This window comes from Halorarum sp. SLYT50, assembly GCF_059821265.1.
In genome coordinates, this window is sequence record NZ_CM187555.1 from 2,463,664 (window position 1) to 2,487,436 (window position 23,773).

Below are 23,773 nucleotides of genomic sequence, written 5' to 3' on the forward strand. Positions count from 1 at the left end.
CTTCTCCCCCCGTTCCGAAACTGTTTACCGGCGACCGCGGATACGGGCGCACGATGAAGATCCTCGTCACCGTCAAGGAGGTCGCGGAGGCGGCCGACGACTTCGAGATCGAGGGGACCGACGTCGCGAGGGAGTACCTCGAGTACGACCTGAACGAGTGGGACGACTACGCCGTCGAGGCGGGCGTCCAGCTCTCGGAGACGTTCGACGACGTCGAGGTGGTCTCGGCGACCATCGGTCCCGAGCGCGCCGAGGAGACCGTCCGGATGGCGCTGGCGAAGGGGGTCGACCGGGCGGTCCGCGTGTGGGACGACGACGTGGCGGAGGCCGACCTCGACGTGGCGGCCAAGACGCGCCTGCTCGCCGCCGTCGCGGCCGAGGAGGACCCGGACCTCGTGTTGACGGGCGTGCAGGCGAACGACGACGGGTTCGGCGCGACGGGGGTCTCGCTCGCGGACGAACTCGGCTTCGAGTGGGCCGCGGTCGTGAACAGCCTGGAGATGGACGACGAGTTCGCGACGGCGAGCGTCCACCGCGAACTGGAGGGCGGCGTCGAGGAGTTGACGGAGGTCGACCTCCCGGCGGTGCTCACCATCCAGACGGGCATCAACGAGCCGCGGTACGCCAGTCTCCGCGGCATCCGGCAGGCCCAGTCGAAGGAAATCGCCGAGAGGGGACTGGCCGACCTCGGTCTCGACGCGAGCGCGGTCGAGACGCCCATCCGCCGGACGGCCATGTACGAACCCGAGACCGAGTCGGACGCCACCTACTTCGAGGGCGACGCCGGCGAACAGGCCGCGCAGTTGGCGGACCTCCTCCGCGAGCGGGGGGTGGTCGGCGAATGAGCGCCGACGTGCTCGCGGTCGCCGACCACCGCCGGGGGGACCTGCGCGAGGTGAGCTTCGAACTCGTCACCGCCGGCCGCGAACTCGCCGACGCACTCGGCGGGGAACTCCACCTCGCCGTCGTCTCTGGGGACGTCGACCGGTTCGCGGAGATGCTGAACTGCGAGGGCGTCGACGTCGTCCACACCGTCGCCGACGGCGAGGAGTTCAACCACGACCGGTACGCTGCGGCGACCGAGGCGCTCCACGCCGAACTCTCCCCGACCGCGCTGCTGATGCCCAACTCGGTCAACGGGCTGGACTACGCCCCGGCGGTGGCGAACGCGCTCGACCTCCCGCTCGTCTCCGACGCCGTCGGCCTCTCGTACGACGGCGGACTGGAGGCGACGCGCGAGATGTACGGTTCGAAGGTGGAGACCACCGTCGCCGTCGAGGAGGAACCGTTCGCGGTCACGGTGCGCGGCGGGGAGTGGCCGGTCACGGACGACACGGGCGAGGCGTCCATCGAGGCGTTCGAGTTCGAGGCCGACGAGTCGACGTTCGGCTCGCGCGTCCTCGGGTTCGAAGAGGTCGGGGGCGGCGACGTCGACATCGCGGACGCGGAGTTCCTCGTCTCCATCGGTCGCGGCATCGAGGAGGAGGAGAACCTCGAACTCGTCGAGGAACTCGTCGAGGTGACGGGCGCGACCCTCTCCTCGTCGCGTCCCATCGTCGACAACGGCTGGCTGGACAAGAGCCGGCAGGTCGGCCAGTCGGGCAAGCAGGTGACGCCGAAGGTGTACCTCGCAATCGGCATCTCCGGGGCGGTCCAGCACGTGGCGGGGATGAAGGGGAGCGAGACCATCGTCGCCGTCAACACCGACCCCAACGCCCCCATCTTCGACATCGCGGACTACGGCATCGTCGGCGACCTGTTCGAGGTGGTGCCGGCGCTCATCGAGGCGTTCGAGTAGCGTCCCGACGCGGAACGCGTCGAACCCCTCCCCTCGGAGCGTCCCGCCGTCACCGTCTCTGCCGGGGTCGACGCCGATACGTACCGGATAGTCGAACCGGTAGATACGACTATGTGGTTCGGTACCGTATAACACGATTGCGGACTGCGGAGGACACACCGGACGCCTCGACCGGCCCTCGACGTTCGACACCCGAGGGGCGCGGGGCGCGGCGTGACATCGAGCGTCTCGACACGAGACGCGAGACCAAGCGTCGCGGGTGGACCGAACCGTCCCACTACCGTCCCGCCATGGCGGGGTGGTGTGAAGGACTGCCGGAGCACGGGTAACCGGGTTTCGGACGCAGACGACTCCCGCGCGGCGTCGCCGTGCGGGCGGCGCGACCGGTGCCGACGACGAGGCCCCGACCAGGTCCGTCACGGACCCTCGGCGGCCAACCACGGTGGGGTTCCCCACCTCACATCGCGGCGTCGGACGTGCGCGCGAACCAGCAAAAGGTCGTGAAAGCCGACGAAAGCCACCACGACGAACCGGCACCACCGGCCGGTCGGACGACCCCGACCGGGTCGTGGAGGGCAAGGCCGGTTTGAGTCCGGCTGAAGCGGTCGCGCTCGTCGGACCGTACGGGGCGGGGACAACGCCGCCCGTCCGGGTCCAACTCCGTCGGTTCGCTCCCTCGATTCTCTCGAGTACCCCTTCACCGTTCTCTCGACCCGTCCGACTAGTCGACGCTCGCGGGAGCGCTACCAACCGTCCAGATTCCAGAGTTCAGATTTCGGATTTTCCGTGCCCGACTCCGGTAGCCTCTTACATACCGCGCCCCGACCCGCCGCTAATGGAGTATCTCGAACGCCGGGTCGCGATGGTCGACGACCGCCTCGGGGAGGTGACGGCGGCGGTCGAACCGGCCGAACTGTCGGCGGAACTCGAACACGTCGTGCTCGCCGGCGGGAAGCGCGTCCGGCCGACCGTCACGCTCCTCGCGTGCGAGGCGGCCGGCGGGAATCCCGAGAACGCGGTGGACTTCGCCGTCGGGGTCGAACTCGTCCACAACGCCTCGCTCGTCGTCGACGACATCATCGACCGCTCGGCGGTCCGCCGGGGGACGCCGAGCGCGTGGGCCGAGTACGGCTACGGTCCCGCCATCGTCGCCTCCGACGGCCTGCTCGGCGAGGCGTTCGCGCTGTTCTCGCGCGACGAGCGGGCGATGCAGGTGGTCGCGGAGTCGATGGTCAAACTCGGGAAGGGGGAGGCGGTCGAACTCGTCGACCGGCCGACGAACGAGGTCGAGTACATGGACCTCGCGCGCCGCAAGACGGGGGCGCTATTCCGCGCGGCGGCCGAACTCGGCGCGGTCGCGGCCGACGCCGACGGGTTCGCCGTCGAGGCGTTCGGCGAGTACGCCGAGCGGGTCGGCGTCGCCTTCCAGATGCGCGACGACGTGTTGGACGCGACGGCCGACGAGGACGAACTCGGCAAGCCCACCGGCCAGGACGAGGCGGTCGACCGGCCCTCCCTGCTCCAGGTGACCGACCTCACGCCCGAACAGGCGAACGAGCGCGCCCACGCTCAGGCCGACATGGCGCTCGAAGCGCTGGAGACGACGGGCGTCGGCGAGTCGGACGCCCGCGGGTACCTGCGGGACCTCGCCGAGTTCGTCGTCGTGCGCGAGCGGTAGGTCGACGGAGCGACTCGCTCGGCGTCGGTGACTCAGAACTCCTCGGCCGTGTCGACGCCGACGACCACGCCGGCCTCGTCGTCCGCGAACCCCTCGTCCGCGTCGACGGCGTCGGCGAACAGCAGGCGCGCCCGCTCGGTGTGTGCCGCCTCGACGGCCGCCGCTAAGTCGTCGTCGAACGCGAACGCCTCCTCGTCGAACAGTCTCTCCCACCGTTCCGTCCCGACCCGGTAGGCGCGCACCCCGTCGACGGTGACGTGGTCGGCCGACCGTTCGAGTTCGCCGTGCCGACCGATGAGCGCGGCGTTCACCTCGACGAGCGCGTCGGCGAGGACGTCCGGGTCGACGCCCCGCTCTTCTGCCGCGCGTTCGACGGTACTGCCCCCGATGGGGACCTCCCCGGTGTTCGGCGTCTCGTCGTCTGGCATGGTTCGCGTGACGCGTCGGGCGCGGGCGGTTTCGACCTTCCGGCCGTGGTCGAGAACGGGGGGACGAGCGTGGTAACGGTGGATACGACCGCGCCATCGGTGGGGTCGGTGTGGTCCCGTTGCGGTGCGGAAGCGGTACGACTAGCGCGCCGCTATCCTCCGCGAGCGAGCGAGCATTCGGAAGACGAGCGGAGCGAGTCTTCCGTGCTCTCGTTCGCGCCGCTCACGAGAACGACAGACTGGCGAGCGAGCGGCCCTTTCGCGCGTGAACGGGTTTTGGCGGGGGTCGACGAGCGAGCGCGCCGGGGGCGCGCGAGCGAGGAGGCCCCCGTCAGAAGTGGCTCAGTAGAACTCGCGCACGAGGTCCGTCGCGTCCTCGGGCGCGCCGTCGTCGACTTCGCTCATGTTCGCGTCGAGGCCGTGCTGTTTCCCGTACGGCACCGACTCCTCGTTCTGGTAGAGGACACCCATGTACTCCTTCTCCGCGTCGAGGACCCTCTCTTTGGCCGCCTCGCGGTCGGTCGGGTCGTACTCCTCCTCGCTCAGGTCGACCAGCGAGTCGCGGAAGTAGTCGTACGTGTCGACGTCGTTGAACGTGACGCAGGGGCTGAACACGTTGACGAAGCCGAACCCGTCGTGTTCGATGGCCTTCCGGACGATCTCCTGGTGGCGGAGCGCGTCCGAGGAGAACGACTGGGCGATGAACGTCGCGCCCGACGCCAGCGCGAGCGCGAGCGGGTTCACCGGCGGCTGCTTCGGTCCCTCCGGCGTCGTCGCCGTCTCGAAGTCCTCCCGCGAGGTGGGCGACGCCTGCCCCTTCGTCAGCCCGTAGATGCGGTTGTCCATCACCACGTAGCTCATGTCCACGTTCCGCCGGACCGCGTGGACGAAGTGGCCCGCGCCGATGGAGTAGCCGTCGCCGTCGCCGCCCGCGACCATCACTTCGAGGTCGGGGTTCGCCATCTTCACGCCCGCGCCGACCGGCAGCGCCCGGCCGTGCACGCCGTGGAGGGCGTAGCTGTGCATGTACGTCCCGATCTTGCCCGAGCAGCCGATGCCGGCGACGACGAAGGTGTTGTCGGGGTCGTTCCCCGTCTCCGCGAGCGCCTTCATCATCCCGTTCATCGTGCCGAAGTCGCCGCACCCCGGACACCACGTCGGCTGCTTGTCGGACTTGAAATCCGTGAATCTGACTTCCGAGCTCATTGGTCTGCCTCCAGGGTCTCCCCGTCGAGGGTCTCCGTGATTCGCCTTGCGAGTTCGTCGGCCTTGAATCGCACGCCGTCGTACTTGTTGATGCGCTTCACGCGGGTCAGCGTGTCGTGTTCGAGCACGTCCGCGAACTGTCCGGTCGCGTTACACTCGACCACGACCACCTCGTCGTGCCCCTCGAACTCCGTCGAGAAGTCCGGTCGCGGGAAGATGTACGGACACGAGAGCACCCGAACCGACACGCCGTCCTCCTCGAGGAAGCCGAGCGCCTCGCGCAGCGCTCCCTCGTTCGACCCCCACGAGACGACCAGCGCGTCGGCGTCCGGGTCGCCGAACTCCCGCAGGTTCCAGTCCTCCCGCTCGCGGGCGGTCTCGACCTTCCGGTTGCGCTTGTCGACCTGCTTGACGCGCATCTCGGTGTCTTCCGTCCGGCGGCCCAGTTCGTCGTGTTCCAGACCGGTCGACATGTGCGCACCGCCGGCGGTGCCGGGGACGGCGCGGGGACTGACGCCGTCGTCGGTGAGTTCGTGCGGCTTGAACTGCTCCTGGTCGGTCTGGTGGTCGCCGACGGACTCCTCGTCGACGACGTTGCCGCGGTCGATCTCGACGGCGTCCATGTCGAACGCGTCGGGGTCGAACGTCTGCTCGGTGACGGCCATCGCGAGGTCCGAGGCGAGGAACACCGGCGTCTGGTACTTATCCGCGAGGTTGAACGCCTCGACGGTCTTCCAGAAGCACTCCGACACCGTCGTCGGCGCGACGACGAACCGGGGTATCTCGCCGTGACCGCCGTACAGCAGCATGTTGAGGTCGCCCTGTTCCTGTTTCGTCGGCATCCCCGTCGAGGGCCCCGAGCGCATCACGTCGCAGATGACGAGCGGCGTCTCGCTCGTGGCGACCAGCCCGAACGTCTCGGTCATCAGGTCGATGCCCGGCCCGGAGGTGGCGGTCATCGACCGCGCGCCGGCGCGGGCGGCCCCGAGCGCGAGGTTGATGGCGGCGAGTTCGTCCTCCGCCTGCACGACGTGCCCGCCGAACCGCTCGATGCGCCCCGTGAGGTACGTCATCACGTCGGTCGCGGGGGTGATGGGGTAGCCGGCGTAGAACTTGCAGCCGGCCGCGATGGCGCCCATGCCGATGGCCTCGTCGCCGTTGAGCAGGACGTAGTCCGCGTCGGTCGTCTCGAGGTCGTACTCGAACTCGGTGTCCTCGTACTCGGCCTGGACGTACTCGATGCCGTTCCGGGCGGCCTCCTTGTTGTTGTCGACGATGGCCTGCCCCTTGTCGCCGAAGCGCTTCTTCAGCGCGGAGTCGAGGTTCTCGACGGGGAAGTCCGCCACCTCGCACGCGGCCCCGAGTGCGACGACGTTGCGCATGATGGCCCCGCCCGCCTCCTCGGCGAGCCGCTTGAGCGGGACGTCCAGTCCGACGATCTCCCCGGGGATCTCCACGTCCTGCATGGTCGTCCGCTCGCCGTCGTAGATGATGACCGCCCCGTCGTGGAGTTCGTCGAGGTTCTCCTCGATGGTCCGCGGGGTCAGCGCGATGAGGACGTCGAGGCGGTCGACGACGGAGTCGACCCGGTCGACCGACGTCCGGATCTTGTAGGCGGTGTACCCCCCTCTGATACGGGACGCGAAGTCCTTCGACGTGAACACGTGTCGACCCGCCCGGGAGAGCGCCTGCGCGAAGATCTTCCCGGTGGAGTCGATGCCATCGCCGGCTTCCCCGCCGATGGCCCAGTTGAAGTCCGCTGGCATACTAGTCGGCCCTACCCGGGGTCGGAGGAAAAGCCTTCTGAAAGGGGGAGACGGCCGGCGTTGGTCGATTTCCGTATTCGTTTCCGCGTAAACGACGAGAGACGACGTCGCGTCGAAAGAGACCCCGAAAGTCGCACGTTCGTCCGGCGTTCCGCGCGTATCGACCCTCGTCGGACGAGGGGACGGCGTGCGCCGGAGGCGGGCGCGTTCCGACAGCTTCGGGTGCCCCCGTCGAGAACCCACGCGCATGGACGCTACTATCTCGGTCCGGTCGGTCTCGACCGTCGGCCCGGACACCGTCGCCGTCGTGTTCGACTCGCCCGTCGGGTTCGACGCCAAGCCCGGTCAGTTCGTCCGTCTGTCGACCGAACTCGACGGCGAGTCGGAAGCGCGCTTCTACACGGTCTCCTCGCCCGACACCGAGGGGAGCTTCGAGACGACCGTGGGTCTCGACGGCGGCGAGTTCGCCGCGTACCTCGCCGACCTGGAGGCGGGCGACACCGTCGAGATGTCCGGCCCGTTCGGCGAGGAGTACTACGAGGGGGAGTCGCGCGCGGTCGTCCTCGCGGGCGGGCCGGGCGTCGGTCCGGCAGTCGCCATCGCCGAGGCGGCGCTCGACGCGGGCAACGAGGCGGCGGTCGTCTACCGGGACGACGCCCCCGCCCACGGCGACCGGTTGGCGGCCCTGCGCGACCGGGGGGCGTCCGTCGTCGTCACGGACGGCGACGTGACCGGCGCCGTCGCGGAGGCCGTGACCGGGCGGGCGGGCGAACAGGCGTTCGTCTACGGCTTCGACGAGTTCGTCGAGACGGCGACCGCGGCGCTGGCGGACGCCGGGTACGGAGGGGACGCGAAAGTCGAGAGCTTCGGGTAGCGGAGAGTCGCCCGCTCAGACCAGCGACGCGCCGTCGAACTCGGTGCGCGCGTAGTCGAGTTCCATGAGTTCGAGGATGGTCGGCGCGATGTCGAGCAAGTCGACGTCGGAGACGGTCGCCTCGGGGTCGTCGATGTACAGCGTCGCGTTGTCGAAGCTGTGCATCCCGTTGCGGGGGCCGTGCGAGAAGACGCCGTCGTCGTGCGCCTTGAACTTCGCCTTCAGGTCGAACCCGTCGTTCGGGATGATGACGAGGTCCGGCGCGATGTCGTCGTGGTCGCCGCGGAACGCCTCCTCCTTCTCGACGACGCGAGCGGCCACCTTCTTCCCGTCCGGGCCCTCCAACTGTTCGAGCGCCGCCTTCAGTTCGTCGCGGGTCGACTCGTACTCCGACTCCGGGACGCCCCCGCGGGGTTCCCTACCCTCGAGGTTGATGTAGAAGCGACCGGGGATGAGCGAGTACGCCGTCGCGTCGTCGGCGATGTCGTTCAGTTCCTCGTGGTCGTCGTCCTCGAACGAGAGCCACCCCTCGTCCTGGAGCCACTGGTTCATCTCCACCTCGTAGTCCTCGTAGGTGAACCCGTGGTCGGAGGCGACGATGAGCGTCACGTCGTCGTCGAGCTGCTGGCGGAGCCGCCCGACGTACTCGTCGACCTTCTTGTAGAACTCCATGAACTCGTCGTGGTACGTTCCCTCCTCGACGTAGTCCTTGAACAGGAAGTGGTTCACCCGGTCGGTCGTCATGAACACGCCGAAGAACAGGTCCCAGTCGTCCTGCTCGAAGTAGTGGCTGAACGCCTCGTACCGCGCGTCGATGGTCTCGTGGGCGTTCTCGATGAACTCGGACTTGTCGTCCTTGTGCCCGAGCTTCGGGTTCGAGTCGATGCGGTAGTCGATGGAGTTGAGGTAGTCGCGGAGTTCGTCGGGCTGGGCCGCCTTGTCGACGTCCGGCGAGAGGAACCCCGAGACCATCCGCTGGACGTTCCGCTGGGGCGGGAACGTCACGGGGACGTTCATCACCGTGGCGTCGAGACCCTCCTCGGCGACGCGGTCCCAGACGCGGGTCGCCTGCACGTCGCGTCCCATCGGGACGTACGTGTCGTAGGAGCCGACTTCGCGGTCCTGAAACCCGTACACTCCCGTCTCGCCCGGGTTCACACCCGTCGTGAGCGCGGGCCAGCAGGCGGACGACTCCGGCGGGACGATGGAGTCGATGGCTCCGCTCGTCCCCTCCGTGTCGAGCGCCGCGAAGTTCGGGAACTCGTCCGGGTGTTCCGAGAGCAGCGAGTACGGCACGCCGTCGATACCGAGGAACGCGACGCGCGGGTTGTCGTCACCGCGCAGCCGATCGAACAATCCCATGTCCGGGGGTACTGAGGCGACGGGTAAAGTGTTTCAGGTTCTACTCCCACCTCGGAGCGTTTTAGCCGGTGGCTACCCAGCGAAACGATGATGGGAGACTCCGACGCGGACGCCTCCGCCGAGCGGGACCCGGACCCGTTCGAGACGTTCCGCGGCTTCTTCGCGCTGTCGGGCGACGTGCTCGTCCTCTCGGTCGCCATGTTCGCGTTCAGCCTCGGCTTCCAGATGACGGGGCGGTACATGCCCGTCTACCTCGACGTACTGGGTGCGAGTGCGCTGGTCGTCGGCCTGTACAAGACCGTCGGCGACCTCATCGGCGCGGTCTACCCGTACCCCGGCGGGGCGCTCTCGGACCGCATCGGCTCGCGGACCGCGCTCACGCTGTTCGGCCTCGCGTCGACCGTCGGCTTCGTCGTCTGGTGGGCCGCCGGTGACCTCGACGCCGTCCCCGTCGGCCCGACCAGCCTCGCGGTCGTGCTCCTGTTTCTGGGGCTGTTCCTCTCGCAGGCGTGGAAGTCGTTCGGGCTGGGCGCGACGTTCGCAGTGGTGAAACAGAGCGTCCCGCCCTCGCGGCTCGCGGCGGGGTTCGCGAGCACCGAGACGTTCCGGCGGACCGCGTTCCTGCTCGGCCCGCTGCTCGCGGCCGGTCTGCTCTCGGTGTACGCGTTCGAGCGCGGGTTCCGGTACCTGCTGCTCGTCGCGGCCGGGTTCGGCCTGCTGGCGACGGTCGCACAGCGCGCCCTGTACGACGCGTCGGAGGACAGCCTCGGCAAGTCGTTCCAGGGACTCGACTCGGTCCGGGCCGACCTCCGGGCGCTCCCCGACCCGCTCCGTCCCTTGCTGGTCGGTGACACGCTCGTCCGGTTCGCGAACGGGATGGTGTACGCGTTCTTCTCGCTCGTCGTCGTGAACGAGTTCGGCATCGGCGTCACTCTCCCCGTGGTGGGGAGGCTCCCGCCGGCCGCGTTCTTCGGCGTCCTCCTCGCGGTGGAGATGACCGTCGCGCTCCTCACCATGGTACCGGTCGCACGCCTCGCCGAACGAATCGGTCTGAAGCCGGTCGTCGCGCTCGGGTTCGCGGTGTACGCCGTCTTCCCGCTGTTGCTCATCTCGGCGCCGCGCACGACCGTCGCCGTTCCCGTCCTCGGCGTGGTGTCGGCGGCGACGATTCTCGTCGTCCTGTTCGCGTTCTCGGGGCTCCGGTTCGCGGGGCTCCCCGCTCACAAGGCGCTCATCGTCGGTCCCGCCGAGGCCGGCGCGGGCGGGCGCGTCACGGGGGCGTACTACCTCGTGCGCAACGTCGTCGTCATCCCCAGCGGCGTGCTGGGCGGGTACCTCTACGGCGCGTCCCCGGCTGCGGCGTTCACCGTCGCCACCGCCGTCGGCCTGCTCGGAACCGCCTACTTCCTCGCCCGCGGCGAGGAGTTCGCGGCGTACGCCTGAGCCTCACCCGGTCGCCTCTCCCCCGGTTCCGCGACCGCCGTGACCGAGACCGGTGGCGGCCCGTCCCGACGAGGCTTTGGACGACCGCCCCCAACTCCGGCCGTGAGCCGGGACACCGCACCCGACGACCGCCCCGACCGCCCCGACCGCCCGCCGGGGCGCGGCCTGCTCGACGCGCTGTCGGTCCGCCGGAACGCGGCCGTCGGGGTCGCCGTCGGCCTCCTGCTCGCGGTCTGCGTGTACGCCGTCCGCGTGTTCGAACTGCTCGGCCCGTTCACCGGCACCCGCGAGTTCCCGATTCTCGGCGCGGAGGGCTACTTCCTCCTGCTGGCGTTCGTACTCGCCACCGCGACTGCGCTGCTCGTCGCGACGCTGCTCACCGTCGTCTCGGTGGTTCGTCTCGCTCGCGCGAGCGCGCGCGAATCGCGGTGACTCTCCCCCGTTCGCGCTTCCCCCGCGTTCTCGCTCGACGCCCTCCGGTTCAGTCGTCGAACTCGCGCGGGTCGCCCGCGAGCACCGACAGCCGCTCGGCGCCCGCGCGCGTCCCCTTCGCCACGAGCACGTCGCCCGTCCGGAGCGCCGTCTCCCCGCCCGGAGAGACGACCCACTCGCCCTCGCGCTCCTCGCCCGCGGGGCGACGGACGGCGATGACGCGCATCCCCGTCTCGTCGCGCACGCGCCGTTCGGCGAGCGTCGCGCCCGCGAGGTCGGCGTCCGGCGCGACCACGAGCCTGACGATGACCTCGTCGGACTCCTCGACGGCCTCCGCGAGCACCGGGTGGGCGGACAGCCCCCGGAGCACGCCCTCGCTGATCTCGAGCGCCGCGTCGCTGATGACCTCCGTCGCGGACGCGAGGTGGACCAGCCCCCGGAGCTGGACCGGGTCCTCGATGCGGCCGGCCGCGCGGAGCGTCCACGCCTCGAACCGGGACTTCAGCTGGTCCACCTCCGCCTCCAGTTCGACGACCTCCTCGGCGACGCCGCGGCTGTCGAACAGCACCGCGCCGTACGCCAGGTCGACGGCGAGTTCGCTCATGTTCTTCATCGTGACGATGGAGTCGACCGCCCGCTCCAGGTCGTCGATGGTCGCCGCCGGGGGCGCAGGCGGGTCGTACGCGTCGCCCGTCGCCGCCTCGTACACCTCGCGCAGGCCGTCCTCGAACCCCCGGAGGATGAGCGCGTCGCCCGCGCGCAGTTCCGTCTCCTTGCCGGGGTTCGTCACCCAGGACGCCTTCCCGGTCGCTCCCTCGCGCCGGACCGCGATGACGCGCACGCCCGTCTCCGTCTCCACGTTCGCCTCGCCGAGCGTCCGCCCGACGTACGGCGAGTCCGCCGCGACGGTCGCGCGAACGAGCGTCTCCACCGCCTCGGGGAGCGCCGCCCGCATCGCGTCGGGGAGGCCGATGTCCTCGAGGACGACCTTCGCGATGTCGCCCGCCGCGTTCGACACCTTCTCCGCCGCCTCGATCACCCCGAGCACGGGCGCGAGTTCCTCGGCGTCCTCCGGGGAGCGGGCGGCCATGATGACGCTCATGCGTCCCTGCAACTGGAGGACGTCCATCCGCGCTTCCAGCGTGAGCACCTCCGCCGCCAGGTCGTCGCTCCCGTGGAGCACCGCCGAGTACGACAGGTCGATGAGCAGTTCCGCGGTGTCTTTCATCTCGGCCAGCACGGCCTTCACGCTCACGGGCTCGTACTCGACGCGCTCCCCGTGGTACATGTCGTCGTGGCGGTTCGCGCGGCCGTCGGATAAGGGTTCCTCGGGTCGAGACGAGCGAGGCCGGTGAGCGGGACGACCCGCGGAGCCGAGTGTCGAGCGTCGGGCTACTCCTCGCGGAACAGGCGGTAGGAGGTCCGACCGACCGCGACGGCCTTCTCCTCCCCCTCGGGGTCGACGCTGGAGACCATCGTGTCCGTGTACCCCATCGACCCGCCGGCGCGGAGCACCTCCGCCTCCACCCGGAGGTCGCTCGTCGCCGGCCTGAGGTACGTCACGTTCAGGTCGGTGGTGGCGAGCGACCCGGTCGTCGGGTCGTCGAACGTCGACCGGAGCGCGAACCCGGAGGCGGTGTCGACGAGCGTCGCCGCGATGCCGCCGTGGATGGAGCCGACGGGCGACCCGGGGTTGACGAGTTTCTCGTCGTACGGGACGGTCATCACGATGCGCCCGCGTTCGAGGTCCTCGACGGCCAGGTTCAGCCACGAGAGGAAGCCGTGGCGCTCGATGAACGCCTCCAGCAGGGCCACGTGGTCGGCGTCGAGGTCCGGGAACGGTTCGTCTGGGTCGCCCCCGTCCTGACCGGCGTCGTCGGAGTGGTCGGAGTCGGCGGAGTCGTCGTGCATACCGACCCGGCGGCCGGCGCGCACTTGACCGTTCTGACGCGCCGCGGGTCGCACCGGACTGCACTCCTCTCCTCCCCGGACTACCGGTCGTCGGACGCTCCCCGCCCTGCTTCAGTCGTCGTCGGAGGGCGACTTCCCGAGGTCCTCGACGGGGATGTCGGTCACCTCCGGTCCCGGCCCGTTCCCCTCGCCGAAGCCGGCCGAGAGGACGCGCGTGAGCGCCTCCTCGACGCTCTCGTCGGTCTCGGTCATGTCGTTCGGACTCACCTCCATCACGAACCCGGTAGTGATGTTCGGCGCGGTGGGCATGAACACCACCTCCCGGCCGTCCTCGGTCGTCTGGCCGGTCTTGAAGGCGGTCATTCGCATCCCCGTCCACGGCTCGATCTTCACCGGCTTCTGGAGGTCCTCCGTGCCGCTGAGCGCCGTCTCGACCGCGAGTTTCGACGCGTTGTACAGCACCCGGAGGCCGGGTACCCGGTTGATGGTGTCGTCGAGCAACCCCTCCGCCAGCCGGCCGGCCGTCGTCCGCATCAGGTAGCCCGCCGAGAAGACGAGCAGCAGGAACACCGCCACCGCGATGGTCACCTGCACGAGGTTCAAGAACAGCTGGAAGGTGCCGGACGGCCAGTTCGGCGGGTTCTCGACGGTGATGGCCGGGACGAACGGCAGCTTGAGTATCTGGGTGTACACCCAGTTGGCGACGAAGACGATGACGAGCACCGGGACGACCACGACCAGCCCGCTCGCGAAGTCCCGCTTCCACGTGGACATTATTCGGTCTCGTCTCGTGGTCCGGCGGCAGGGGTTATCAGACCTTCTACACGGACCGCACCGCGGGGCCGCTCGACTCCCGGCCCCTCAGACGCCGGCGACGGCGCGCAGGGCGAACGTCAGGTTCTCCTTGCGCTCGCGCACCCGGCGGTAGAAGTACGAGAGCCACTTCCCCCCGTAGGGCGCGTACTGCCAGACTTCGTACCCCTCGCGGGCGAGCCGCCGCTGGGCGTCCTCGCGCACGCCCATCAGCATCTGTATCTCGAACTCGCTGCCGTACTCGTCGTGGAGTTCCTGTGCGTACGATACCATCTTCGGGTCGTGGCTCCCGACGGCGATGCCCGCGTCGCGCTCCTTGAACAGGAACTCCAGGTCCTCGCGATACGCCTCGTTCACGTCCGCCTTGTCGGTGTACGCGACCGCCTCACCCTCGTCGTACGCGCCCTTCACCAGCCGGAGCTTCCCGGGCACGTCCACGAGGCGGTCGAGGTCAGCGCGCGTGCGTCGGAGGTTCGCCTGGACGCACTGCCCCACGCCGCCGTCGTGTTCGCGGGCCAACTCCTCGAACGCGTCGAGCGTCACGTCCGTCGTGTCGGCGTCCTCCATGTCACACCAGACGAACACGCCGTGTTCGTCGCCCGCCTCGACGACCCGCCGGAAGTTCTCGACGAACGTCGCGTCGCTCACGTCGAGTCCCAGCTGGGAGGGTTTGACCGACACGCAGGCGTCGAGGTCGGTCCCGCCGATGTCCGCGACGAGCCGTTCGTACGCCGCCGCGTCCGCCTCGGCGTCGTCGGCCTCGTGGTAGTGCTCGCCGAGGAGGTTCAGGATGACCTTCACGCCCTCCTCGTTCGTTCGCCGGGTGTGTTCGAACGCCGTGGCCGGCGTCTCCCCGGCGACGAACCGGCTCGCGATGGGAGGAATCACGTCCGTCTCTTGTGCTCCCCCTCGTCTTGAGTCTCGTGGTCCGTCGTCGGGAGGCACTTCGCCTGCGGCGAGTCGTGCCGCTCACGGCGGGCCGCGGGTCGCCGCCGGACCACGGGGTTAATCAGGGACCCGGGAGCAGGCGGGGGTATGCCCGGAACGTTCGGACTCGTCGCCGGGGCGCTGTGGGCGATGCTGCCCGCCTACGTCCCGAACAACGCCGCGGTCCTCGCCGGCGGCGGCCGCCCCATCGACGGCGGACGCACGCTGAACGGTCGGCGACTCCTCGGCGACGGGAAGACGTGGCGCGGCACGCTCGCCGGAACCCTCGCCGGCGTCGCGCTCGCGCTCACGCTCGACGCCGTCGCGCCGACGGTCGGGGGAGCGCTCGGAGTCGCGCTCCCGCCGTTCCCGCTCGCGGCCGCCGTCGGTCTCGCACTCGGGGCGATGCTCGGCGACGTCGCCGCCTCGTTCCTGAAGCGCCGGACCGGCCGGGAGCGCGGGGCGGCGTTCCCCGGGCTCGACCAACTCGACTTCGTCGTCGGCGCGCTCGCACTCGCGGCGCTGTTCGCCCCCGGGTGGTTCGCGGCGACGTTCTCCCTGCCGCGCATCGCCGTCGTCGTCGTGGTCACGCCGCTGCTCCACGTCGGCACGAACGCCGTCGCCTACTGGCTCGGTCTGAAGGACGAACCCTGGTGATAGACTCAGGGCTGATAGGCGGGACGACGCGCTTTAGCCCGCTGGCCTTCCCCATCGGGGTATGTGGGGAGAGGAGGCGGACGAGGAACCGGCCCGGAGCCTCCGGGAGCGAGTGCGCACCGCGCTCCCGTTCATCGCGATGGGCTGTCTGCTCGCCTCGGCCGTCTGCGTCGCCGGCATCGCCGGTGCGGTCGCCACGGGCCTCGGCCCGACCCCGGACCGGCCCGAGGGGCTGGTCGTCGCCGTCGAAGTCGACGACGACGCCGCGCTCGTCATCGAACACCCCGCCGGCGCCGTCCCGTCCCCCGAGCGGGTGTTCGTCGTCGACGACGCCGGCAACCGGGTCGCCTGGGGGGAGGTCAGGACCGACCCGGGCGTCGCGCGCGTCACCGGCGGCCGGACGGTACTCGGCTGTCCCCGGCAGGGGGCGACCTACCGCGTCGTCTTCGAGGGACGCGCGGGCGAGGAGACGCTGCTCACCCACGAGGTGGAGGCGTCCATCCCGGCGAGCGCGGTCCAGCGGTGCGAGGCGTCCGAGTAGGCGGCGGCAATCGGCAGGTTTTCGCCCCGCGACCACGCCGGTTCGACAATGACACGACGGGACGAGAGCCGAGCGGACGGGCCGGACGAGAACCACGAGCGGAGAGAGAGCGACGGAGGGGACGACGAACGGAGCGCCGAACTCGTCGCCGCCCTCCGAGACGCGGACGCGGTGCTGTTCGGCGAGTTCGAACTCTCGCACGGCGGCACGAGCGAGTACTACGTCGACAAGTACCGCTTCGAGACGGACCCGCACTGCCTGGAACTCATCGCCGCGGCGTTCGCGGAACGCGTCGGCGACGCGAAACTCGCGGGCGTCGCGCTCGGGGCGGTCCCCATCGTCGCCGCGACGGCCGTGGAGACGGGCCGGCCGTACGTCATCGCGCGCAAGGCCGCCAAGGAGTACGGCACGGGCAACCGCATCGAGGGCGAACTGGAGGAGGGCGAGGAAGTCGTCGTCCTGGAGGACATCGCCACGACCGGCCAGTCGGCCGTGGACGCCGTCGAGGCGCTCCGAGACGCCGGTGCGGTGGTGAACCGCGTGCTCGTCGTCGTGGACCGCGAGGAGGGAGCGCGCGCCCTGCTGGCCGACCACGACGTCGAACTGGAGTCGCTGCTCACCGCCTCGGACCTGCTCGCGGACGCCGACCGCTGAGGGTCAGTCCCGTCGAAGCGGGCCGGCCGCTCCGCGCGAGGCGATTACACACCCGTGGCCACCGAGCGCGGCGCTCTTTTCCGAAGTATTCATGTTTGTGCAACCACGAACACCGACGATGAACAGGGCCGAGAAGGCCGCCCTCCAGCTACAGGCGGTCGCGGTGTTGCGGACGCTGAAGGAGACGCGCACGTACGACGAACTCGCCGACCTGACGGGGTTGCCCGCAGGGGACCTCAACCGCTACGTCAACGGCCACGTACTCCCGGGGGCGGAGCGCGCGAACGAGGTGGTCGGGGGCATCGGTCGCGAGACGCTCGCCGCGGAGTTGGAGGCGCGCGTGGCGTTCGACGACGAGGGGTACGTCGACAACTCCGGCGTGGTGTTCGACCAGCCGTTCCTCGACCTGGTCGCGCCCGTCGCCGCGGAGTCGCTCGGCTTCGAGCGCCCGGACGTTGTGCTCACCGCCGCGACGGACGGCATCACGCTCGGCGCGGCGATGGCGAGCCACTTCGACGCCCGCGTCGCGTACGCCAAGAAGTCGAAGGAGACGGCCGTCGAGGAGTTCATCGAGTCGCGCCAGCGGCTCGCCTCGGGCATCGAACTCACCTACTACCTCCCCGCGGGCGTCGTCGACGCCGGCGAGCGAGTGCTCGTCGTCGACGACCTCATCCGCTCGGGCGAGACGCAGGAACTCCTCCTCGACATCGCACTCCAGGCGGACGCCGACGTGGCGGGCGTGTTCGCGCTCATCGCCGTCGGCGAGGAGGGCACCGACCGGGCGCGCGAACTCACCGACGCGCCGGTCGGCGCGCTCGCGTCGTTCGAGTAGGCGTCGGCTCGCGCGCTTCTCTCAGACGCCGCCCGGACCGCTGGCGTCGTTCCACCGGTCACTCCAGGAGCGACCCCTCCCACCGGAGCGGGAGTCGAGCCGTCGCCACGCCGAGACAGAACGCGGCGACGCCGAGCGCCGGCGGGACCAGCCGAACGGGCACGACCCGGTGCGTGGCGAGCGCGTACGCGAACCCCCAGAACACGCCGCCGAACGCGGCGGGCGTGACGAGGTACCACCAGACGGCGGCGGCGAGTCCCGTCCCGCCGACCCCCGCCGCCACCGCCGCGCTCCGCGTCGGTGACGCGCCGTGTTCGTGCGCGACGTGTCCGGCCATCTGCCCGCCGACCGCGCCGCTCGCGGCGAGCAACAGCGGACTCGCCGCCTGGAGCGTCGGGTTCGCCGCCTGAAACGAGCGCGACAGCGGGAGAACGAACAGCGCGGACAGGTAGAGGACCTGACCGGACAGCCCCCAGAGGACCGCCCGCACCGAGACGCCGCCGTCAGTGCGCTCCGGCGCGGTTCCGGGGAGACGCACGGTCGGACCTCACCGGACGGTTCGCGCCCGCTCGCCCGCTCGCCGGAGCGCGCCGGCCACCCGCTCGCGGGCGTACACGAGTTCCGCGCCGCCCCAGGAGAGCAGGACGAAGAGCGCGCCGACGACGCCCGCGAACGCCCAGCTTCCCATCCACACCGGGCGAATCCACGGGGTGACGTGCGCCCAGCGGACCGCGAACTCCGCCGCCGCGTCGTCGAGCGGCGTGTCCGCGAACGCGTTCTGGACGGTCGCCGCGAACGTGGACGTGCTGCCGGTGCCGGCGATGAGGCCCGCGCTGCCGTAGATGCGGTAGCTCCCCGTGACGCCCACGTCGGCCATCGTCGGGCCCGTCGACCCGCCGCCGTGGACGGTCCGCTCGGCGTCGTACGGCCCCCACGTCGCGTAGTACTCCCAGACGATACGACCCTTCGGCGTCACCTCGATGACGCGGTGGTTCAGCGAGTCGGTGATGAGCGTGTTGCCGTTCGGGAGGCGGTCGGCGTCGCGCGGCCACGAGAGCTGTCCGGTGCCGACCTCCCACACCTCGACCCACTCGCCGTCCCGGCGGGCGTACTCGACGACCCGGTCGTTCTCCGAGTCGGCGACGAGTATCGTCGGGTTCCCCTCCTCGGAGAGCAGCCAGTCGGGGTTGTGCTGCTCGTTGAGCACGCTGTGGTTGCCGTCGCTCCCGAGACGGTACTCTATCTCCCTCGTGGAGCGGTTGAGGACGATGACCTGGTCGAAGTTCCGCGGGGAGACGAGGTACTCACCCTCCGCGATGCGGTCGACGTCGTTGACGTGCGTCCAGTCCTCGGCGTACCCCCCGTCGGTCGAGGCGGGGTAGTGGTTCCGGAACGTCCACTCCCACACGACTTCGTCGGTCGTCCGGTTGTAGACGAACACCCGGTCGTCGCTCCGCTCGGCCGACTCGTTCCACTGGCGCATGTTGGCGACGAGCAGGTTCCCGTTGGGGAGCATGTCGACGTCGTGGGTGTCGTGGATGTCGAGGCGCTCGCGCCACACCACCTCCTGCGTCTCGGGGTCCAACTCGAACAGCATCGTGCCGTTGGGGTTCGTCGAGACGACGAGCAGGTTCCCGTTCGACAGCGGGTCGACGTCGTAGAACCAGTTCGCCCCCTGTTCGGAGCCGTCGAACTCCCAGGCGGTCGTGCCGTCGGGGTTCACACCCACGAGACCCGCGGGCTTCTTCGTGGAGCCCTGTCCCTCGAAGTGGAACCCCTGGATGGCGACGACCGTCGTCCCGTTCGCCTCGTTCGCCACCGTGCCCGCCTGGCGACTGACCGTCGCGGGGGTGCCGGTGCCGTCGGCCGTGACCGCCTGTACTCCCGCGGGTGCGAGCAGCCCGAGCACGCAGAGGAGAGCGAGCGCCCGCGCCAGTCGTCGGCGCGAGAGCGACGTGACGTCCATCGTCCCGCAGAGGGAGGCCGGAAAGTGAAACTCTTGTGCTTTGCACCGCGCCTCAGTCGGCCCCGGTCGAGCGGCCGAGACGCGACCGACGCCGGCGCCCGGGTCTCAGACGTTCGCCGCGAGGAATCCGCCCGTCCGCACGACGAAGTAGACGACGAACGCGGCCGCGAGCGCCCAGTGGCCGGGCCGCGTCTCGTCGGTCCGGCCGGCGGCGAGTTTCACCACGGGGTACGAGATGATGCCCGCCGCGATGCCGTAGGAGATGGAGTAGGTGAACGGCATCACGAGCACCGTCAACCCCGCCGGGACGGCGGCGGTGATGTCGTCCCACGCGACTTCGACGACGTTCCGGAGCATCACCACGCCGATGACCACGAGCGCGATGTGGGAGGCGTACAGCGGCACCGCCGCCGCGAGCGGCACGAGCACGAGCGAGGCGACGAACAGCAGGCCGACCACGAGCGCCGTCAGTCCGGTCCGGCCGCCCTCCTCGACGCCCGTCGCGGACTCGATGTACGTCGTCACCGTCGAGGTGCCGAGCATCCCGCCGACGGTGGTGCCGACGGCGTCGGACATGAGCGGCCTGTCGATGTCCGGGAGGTTGCCCTCCTCGTCGAGGAAGCCGGCGACCTGCGAGACGCCGGTGAGCGTGCCCGCGGTGTCGAAGAAGTCGACGAAGAAGAAGGTGAACACGACGAGCGCGAACGTGAACGCGTCCACGTTCCCGAACCCGGCGAGGAACGACCCGACGAGCGGCGTGATGTCGTACGTCGCGCCGGCCGAGAGGTTCCCCGTGAGCCCGGCGCTCGCGGGGACGACACCCAGCGCCGTGACGGCGTAGCCCGCGAGCGTGGTGAGGAGGATGCCGACGACGATGGCGCCCCTGACGCCGCGGGCGTACAGCATGAACGTGAGAAACAGGCCGAGTACGGAGAGGATGGCGACCGGGTCCGACGCCACCGCGCCCAGCGTGACGAGCGTCGCGGGGTCGTCGACGACGATGCCCATCGCCTCCAGTCCGATGATGGCGAGGAAGAGGCCGATGCCGGTGCCGACGGCGAACTTCACCGGTTCCGGGAAGACGCGGATGACGTACTCCCGGGCGCCTACCGCGGTCAGGGCGATGAAGACGATTCCCTCGACGACCACCGCCGCGAGCGCCGTCCGCCACGGGACGCCGAGCGCACCGACGACGGTGAACGCGAAGAAGGCGTTCAGTCCGAGGCCGGGCGCCTGGCCGAACGGGCGGTTCGCGTACAGCGCCATCACGAGCGTGGCGAGCGCGGCCGACAGGAGCGTCACCACCGCCACCATCTGGACCGTCTCGCCGTACGAGTAGTTCGCGAGCGCGATGCCGGGCTTGGGCCCGCCCGCCGTCCCCTCGGGAATCGCGACGAGGATGCTCGGGTTGACGACGACGATGTAACTCATCGTCAGGAACGTCGTGATGCCCGCGACCACCTCGGTCCGGAGGTCGGTCCCGTGGTCGTCGAGCGCGAAGTAGTCTGCCAGCGCCATACCGCACGCATGTGTATTCGTCTCTTAAGCGTTCGGAATGCGAAACGCAGTCATGCACAGGTGTGGTGATATTTTCCTGATTCTCCCCGGAACGAACGGGGGGAACGACACGTTCGTGGCGAACCGAGCGGGGGGGACGAGAACTCCCCGTACAGCGGCGAGCGGCTGACGTCTCCGAGCGACAGTGAGCGACCGGCGTCGCGTCGACCGAGCGGAACTGGCGCTCCGTCCCCCGGATAGCCCGCCGTCGTCCCCGACGGCTTCCGCAAACACCTTATACGCAGGTGGCACAACCCACGAACGACGAACACCTATGCCGAGACCCGAAGTTCTCGAACGCGTGAAAGAGGCCGAAGCCGAGGCGGAGGAGATCATCGCCCAGGCCGAGGCCGACCGCGAGGAGCGCATCTCGGAGGCACGCTCGGAGGCCGACGAGATCGTCGCCCAAGCGGAGCGCGAAGCCGACGAGATGGAGGAGCAACGGCTGGAGGCGGCCCGCGAGGAGATCGAGCAGGAGCGGGAGGCTATCCTCGCGGACGGCCAGCACGAACGCGCCGAACTCGCCGACGCGGCTCACGAACGCACCGAGGAGGCGGTCGAGTTCGCGGTGGAGCGGTTCGAGGAGGCGGTACATGCTCAGACCTGAACGGATGAGCAAGGTCTCGGTGACGGGGTCGAAGGGGGTCATGGAGACGGTCATCGAGACGGTCCACGACCTCAACCTCCTCCACGTCACCGACTACAACGGCTCCTGGGAGGGGTTCCAACCGGGCGACCCGGTCTCGGGGGCCGAGGAGGCGGCCGACAAACTCGTGACCGTCCGCTCCATCGAGTCCATCCTCGACGTGGACGACGACGAGGCGGGACCGGCCCGCATCGTCACCGACGAGGCGCTCGAGGAGGAACTCGCGGAGGTCCGCGACCGGGTGAACCGACTCGACGACCGGCGCGACGACCTGCGCGACCGGCTCCGGGACGTCGAAGAGCGCGTCGACGCGGTCGAACCGTTCGCGGACCTCGGCATCGACCTCGACCTCCTGCAGGGGTACGACTCGCTGGCGGTCGTCGTCGGCGAGGGCGACCGGGACGAGGTCGAGCGCGCACTCGTCGACGCCGACGAGGTCCGCGGCTACGAGGTGTTCCCGGGCGACGGGAACACGCTCGCCGTCTTCGCGTACTTCGAGCCGGGCGCCGACGACGACGCGGTGCAGGACGTGCTGGTCGGGACCGAGTTCGCGGCGCTCGACGTGCCGTCGGTGGAGCAACGGCGGGTGAGTCCCCAGGAGTACCTCCGGGACCTCGAAGCCGAGCGCCAGGAGGTCGAGTCCGACCTCGCCGACGTCGAGGACGAACTCGAGTCGGTGAAGATGGACGCGGCGGGGTTCCTGCTCGCCGCCGAGGAACAGCTCTCCATCGAGGTTCAGAAGACGGAGGCGCCCCTCTCGTTCGCGACGACGCGCAATGCGTTCGTCGCCGAGGGGTGGATCCCCACCGAGCGGTACACCGAGTTCGCGAGCGCGATTCAGGACGCGGTGGGGTCGCACGTCGAGGTGGAGGAACTGGAGCGCGCCGCCTTCGGTTCCGACGGCGACGTCCAACTGCGCGAGGAGGTCCCGCCAGCGGCCGCCGAGGCGGACTCAGACCGCGAGCGCGACGCGGACGAGGAGGAGGAGACCGAGGAACCCCAGCGAGCCGTCGCCGACGGCTCGGGCGGGTCGGTCGTGATGCGCCGCGACGACCCCCCGGTGGTGCAGGACAACCCCGGCATCGTCAGCCCGTTCGAGGTGCTCGTGCGGGCGGTCGGCCGCCCGCGGTACTCGGAGTTCGACCCGACGGTCGTCCTGTTCCTCACGTTCCCGGCGTTCTTCGGGTTCATGATCGGCGACCTCGGCTACGGGTTGCTCTACACCCTCATCGGCTACTTCCTCTACAGCAACTACGACGCGCCGGCGTTCAAGAGCATGGGCGGCGTCACCATCGCGGCCGGCCTGTTCACGATGTTGTTCGGTATCCTCTACGGCGAAGTGTTCGGACTGCACCTCGTCGCCACCTACCTCTGGGAGGGCGCCGTCGGACTGTCGAGCGCGCCGCTCCACAAGGGGCTCCAGCCGGCCGAACTCGAGTGGGCGCAGGCGTGGCTGGTCGTCAGCATCGTCGTGAGCGTCGTCCACCTCGACGTCGGCTACGTGTTCAGCTTCGCCGAGAACTACGAGTTCCACGGGCTGAAGGACGCGGTCCTCGAGAGCGGGTCGTGGCTCCTCATGCTGAACGGCTGGTGGGTGTTCGTGCTCAGCGACTTCCTCGGCGGGCAGAAGCCGTCGTTCCTGTTCCACGTGTTCAACGGGGAGCCGCTCCCGCTCGGGTTCGCCGGGTTCTCCTCGACCGTGGGGATGCTCGGTCTCGGGGCGTTCCTCCTCGGTCTCGTCTTCATCTGGCTGTCGGGTGAGGTGGGCGAGGCCATCGAGGCGCTGTTCCTCCAGGTGTTCGTCAACGGACTGTCGTACACCCGTATCGCCGCGGTACTGCTCGCGAAGGCGGGGATGGCGTTCGTCGTCAACCTCCTGTTCTTCGGCGTGTACGTCACCGGCGAGGGGAGCGAGGCCGAGTGGCACTTCGCGCTGAGCGGGATGCCGGAGGTCGGGTCGATGTACCACGGCCACGAGGTCACGGAGATCATGTTCGGCGGGCTGATGCACGGGGGCGCCGCGGCGCTCGTCGGCGGCATCCTCATCCTCGTGTTCGGTCACCTCATCGTGCTCGCGCTGGGAGTCACCTCCGCGGGCCTGCAGGCCGTCCGCCTCGAGTACTACGAGTTCTTCTCGAAGTTCTTCGAGGGCGGCGGCACGGAGTACGAACCGTTCGGCTACGACCGCGAGCACACCACCGCGGAGTGAGCGGCGCGAAGCGGCGAAAGCAGCGGCCCCGGTCGCCGCCCGCGCGACCGTCGGGCGGGCGGTGCCGGCTCGG

General features: G+C 69.9%; 23 protein-coding genes. 12 read left to right on the forward strand and 11 right to left on the reverse strand.

Translation table 11 applies throughout. The annotated features are described in order from the left end of the window. Positions 1–53 precede the first annotated feature (53 nt). From AC6RUA_RS12870 to AC6RUA_RS12880, 3 genes are all read left to right on the forward strand, one after another. Positions 54–845, forward strand: coding sequence for an electron transfer flavoprotein subunit beta/FixA family protein (locus tag AC6RUA_RS12870; protein WP_499813402.1), 792 nt, complete (start codon positions 54–56; stop codon positions 843–845). Next, on the forward strand, positions 842–1,798 hold the full coding sequence (locus AC6RUA_RS12875) for an electron transfer flavoprotein subunit alpha/FixB family protein (RefSeq protein WP_499813403.1): 957 nt from the start codon (positions 842–844) through the stop codon (positions 1,796–1,798). Before AC6RUA_RS12870 ends, AC6RUA_RS12875 begins: the two co-directional genes overlap by 4 nt. A gap of 835 nt (positions 1,799–2,633) precedes the next feature. After that, entirely contained in the window at positions 2,634–3,476 is an 843-nt protein-coding gene (locus AC6RUA_RS12880; RefSeq protein ID WP_499813404.1) for a polyprenyl synthetase family protein, read from the forward strand. A 32-nt stretch (positions 3,477–3,508) separates the two neighbouring features. Here the strand turns inward: AC6RUA_RS12880 and AC6RUA_RS12885 are convergent, their stop codons facing one another. The 3 genes from AC6RUA_RS12885 to AC6RUA_RS12895 all read right to left on the reverse strand — a co-directional run bounded on the left by AC6RUA_RS12885 (position 3,509) and on the right by AC6RUA_RS12895 (position 6,876). Then, positions 3,509–3,904, reverse strand: coding sequence for a DUF8048 family protein (locus AC6RUA_RS12885; RefSeq protein WP_499813405.1), 396 nt, complete (start codon positions 3,902–3,904; stop codon positions 3,509–3,511). A gap of 342 nt (positions 3,905–4,246) precedes the next feature. Beyond that, entirely contained in the window at positions 4,247–5,110 is an 864-nt protein-coding gene (locus tag AC6RUA_RS12890; RefSeq protein ID WP_499813406.1) for a 2-oxoacid:ferredoxin oxidoreductase subunit beta, read from the reverse strand. Further along, positions 5,107–6,876, reverse strand: a complete 1,770-nt coding sequence (locus AC6RUA_RS12895; RefSeq protein WP_499813407.1) for a 2-oxoacid:acceptor oxidoreductase subunit alpha — start codon at positions 6,874–6,876, stop codon at positions 5,107–5,109. Before AC6RUA_RS12895 ends, AC6RUA_RS12890 begins: the two co-directional genes overlap by 4 nt. 247 nt (positions 6,877–7,123) lie before the next feature. On the opposite strand from AC6RUA_RS12895, the gene AC6RUA_RS12900 reads away from it, so the two are divergent. Then, entirely contained in the window at positions 7,124–7,750 is a 627-nt protein-coding gene (locus AC6RUA_RS12900; protein WP_499813408.1) for an FAD-dependent oxidoreductase, read from the forward strand. Positions 7,751–7,765: 15 nt separating this feature from the next. On the opposite strand, the gene AC6RUA_RS12905 is transcribed toward AC6RUA_RS12900, so the two are convergent. Continuing rightward, a complete protein-coding gene (locus tag AC6RUA_RS12905; protein WP_499813409.1) occupies positions 7,766–9,112 on the reverse strand; it encodes an alkaline phosphatase family protein in 1,347 nt (448 codons plus the stop codon). Between the two features lie 90 nt (positions 9,113–9,202). Between AC6RUA_RS12905 and AC6RUA_RS12910 the strand changes: the two genes are divergently transcribed. Then, positions 9,203–10,555 carry an MFS transporter gene (locus tag AC6RUA_RS12910; protein ID WP_499813410.1) on the forward strand — a complete coding sequence of 451 codons (1,353 nt, stop codon included), beginning with the start codon at positions 9,203–9,205 and terminating at the stop codon, positions 10,553–10,555. A gap of 102 nt (positions 10,556–10,657) precedes the next feature. After that, positions 10,658–10,987, forward strand: coding sequence for a DUF7536 family protein (locus AC6RUA_RS12915; RefSeq protein ID WP_499813411.1), 330 nt, complete (start codon positions 10,658–10,660; stop codon positions 10,985–10,987). Between the two features lie 49 nt (positions 10,988–11,036). Here the strand turns inward: AC6RUA_RS12915 and AC6RUA_RS12920 are convergent, their stop codons facing one another. From AC6RUA_RS12920 to AC6RUA_RS12935, 4 genes are all read right to left on the reverse strand, one after another. After that, positions 11,037–12,275: a potassium channel family protein gene (locus AC6RUA_RS12920; RefSeq protein ID WP_499813412.1), complete on the reverse strand. Its 1,239-nt coding sequence runs from the start codon at positions 12,273–12,275 to the stop codon at positions 11,037–11,039. A 104-nt stretch (positions 12,276–12,379) separates the two neighbouring features. Further along, positions 12,380–12,898, reverse strand: a complete 519-nt coding sequence (locus tag AC6RUA_RS12925; protein WP_499813413.1) for a PaaI family thioesterase — start codon at positions 12,896–12,898, stop codon at positions 12,380–12,382. Between the two features lie 111 nt (positions 12,899–13,009). Beyond that, positions 13,010–13,672 carry a DUF502 domain-containing protein gene (locus AC6RUA_RS12930; protein WP_499813414.1) on the reverse strand — a complete coding sequence of 221 codons (663 nt, stop codon included), beginning with the start codon at positions 13,670–13,672 and terminating at the stop codon, positions 13,010–13,012. An 87-nt stretch (positions 13,673–13,759) separates the two neighbouring features. Next, entirely contained in the window at positions 13,760–14,599 is an 840-nt protein-coding gene (locus AC6RUA_RS12935) for a proline dehydrogenase family protein (protein ID WP_499813415.1), read from the reverse strand. Between the two features lie 147 nt (positions 14,600–14,746). On the opposite strand from AC6RUA_RS12935, the gene AC6RUA_RS12940 reads away from it, so the two are divergent. The 4 genes from AC6RUA_RS12940 (at position 14,747) to AC6RUA_RS12955 (ending at position 17,322) form a co-directional block, all read left to right on the forward strand. After that, entirely contained in the window at positions 14,747–15,295 is a 549-nt protein-coding gene (locus tag AC6RUA_RS12940) for a CDP-2,3-bis-(O-geranylgeranyl)-sn-glycerol synthase (protein WP_499813416.1), read from the forward strand. A 61-nt stretch (positions 15,296–15,356) separates the two neighbouring features. Then, positions 15,357–15,836 (forward strand): hypothetical protein, encoded by a 480-nt coding sequence (locus AC6RUA_RS12945; RefSeq protein ID WP_499813417.1) that lies wholly within the window; start codon positions 15,357–15,359, stop codon positions 15,834–15,836. Positions 15,837–15,884: 48 nt separating this feature from the next. Next, complete coding sequence (gene pyrE, locus AC6RUA_RS12950; RefSeq protein WP_499813418.1) at positions 15,885–16,490, forward strand: orotate phosphoribosyltransferase; 606 nt, start codon at positions 15,885–15,887, stop codon at positions 16,488–16,490. Positions 16,491–16,608: 118 nt separating this feature from the next. Beyond that, on the forward strand, positions 16,609–17,322 hold the full coding sequence (locus tag AC6RUA_RS12955) for a phosphoribosyltransferase family protein (protein WP_499813419.1): 714 nt from the start codon (positions 16,609–16,611) through the stop codon (positions 17,320–17,322). Positions 17,323–17,380: 58 nt separating this feature from the next. Here the strand turns inward: AC6RUA_RS12955 and AC6RUA_RS12960 are convergent, their stop codons facing one another. From AC6RUA_RS12960 to AC6RUA_RS12970, 3 genes are all read right to left on the reverse strand, one after another. Continuing rightward, entirely contained in the window at positions 17,381–17,860 is a 480-nt protein-coding gene (locus AC6RUA_RS12960) for a hypothetical protein (protein WP_499813420.1), read from the reverse strand. Between the two features lie 9 nt (positions 17,861–17,869). Then, positions 17,870–19,288: an aryl-sulfate sulfotransferase gene (locus AC6RUA_RS12965; RefSeq protein WP_499813421.1), complete on the reverse strand. Its 1,419-nt coding sequence runs from the start codon at positions 19,286–19,288 to the stop codon at positions 17,870–17,872. A gap of 105 nt (positions 19,289–19,393) precedes the next feature. Further along, positions 19,394–20,806 carry an NCS2 family permease gene (locus tag AC6RUA_RS12970; protein ID WP_499813422.1) on the reverse strand — a complete coding sequence of 471 codons (1,413 nt, stop codon included), beginning with the start codon at positions 20,804–20,806 and terminating at the stop codon, positions 19,394–19,396. Positions 20,807–21,119: 313 nt separating this feature from the next. Here AC6RUA_RS12970 and ahaH point away from each other — a divergent pair, with 313 nt between their 5' ends. Beyond that, a complete protein-coding gene (gene ahaH, locus AC6RUA_RS12975) occupies positions 21,120–21,452 on the forward strand; it encodes an ATP synthase archaeal subunit H (RefSeq protein WP_499813423.1) in 333 nt (110 codons plus the stop codon). Beyond that, positions 21,439–23,700 (forward strand): V-type ATP synthase subunit I, encoded by a 2,262-nt coding sequence (locus AC6RUA_RS12980; protein ID WP_499813424.1) that lies wholly within the window; start codon positions 21,439–21,441, stop codon positions 23,698–23,700. The genes ahaH and AC6RUA_RS12980 overlap by 14 nt, the downstream gene beginning before the upstream one ends. The last annotated feature ends 73 nt before the right edge of the window (positions 23,701–23,773 follow it).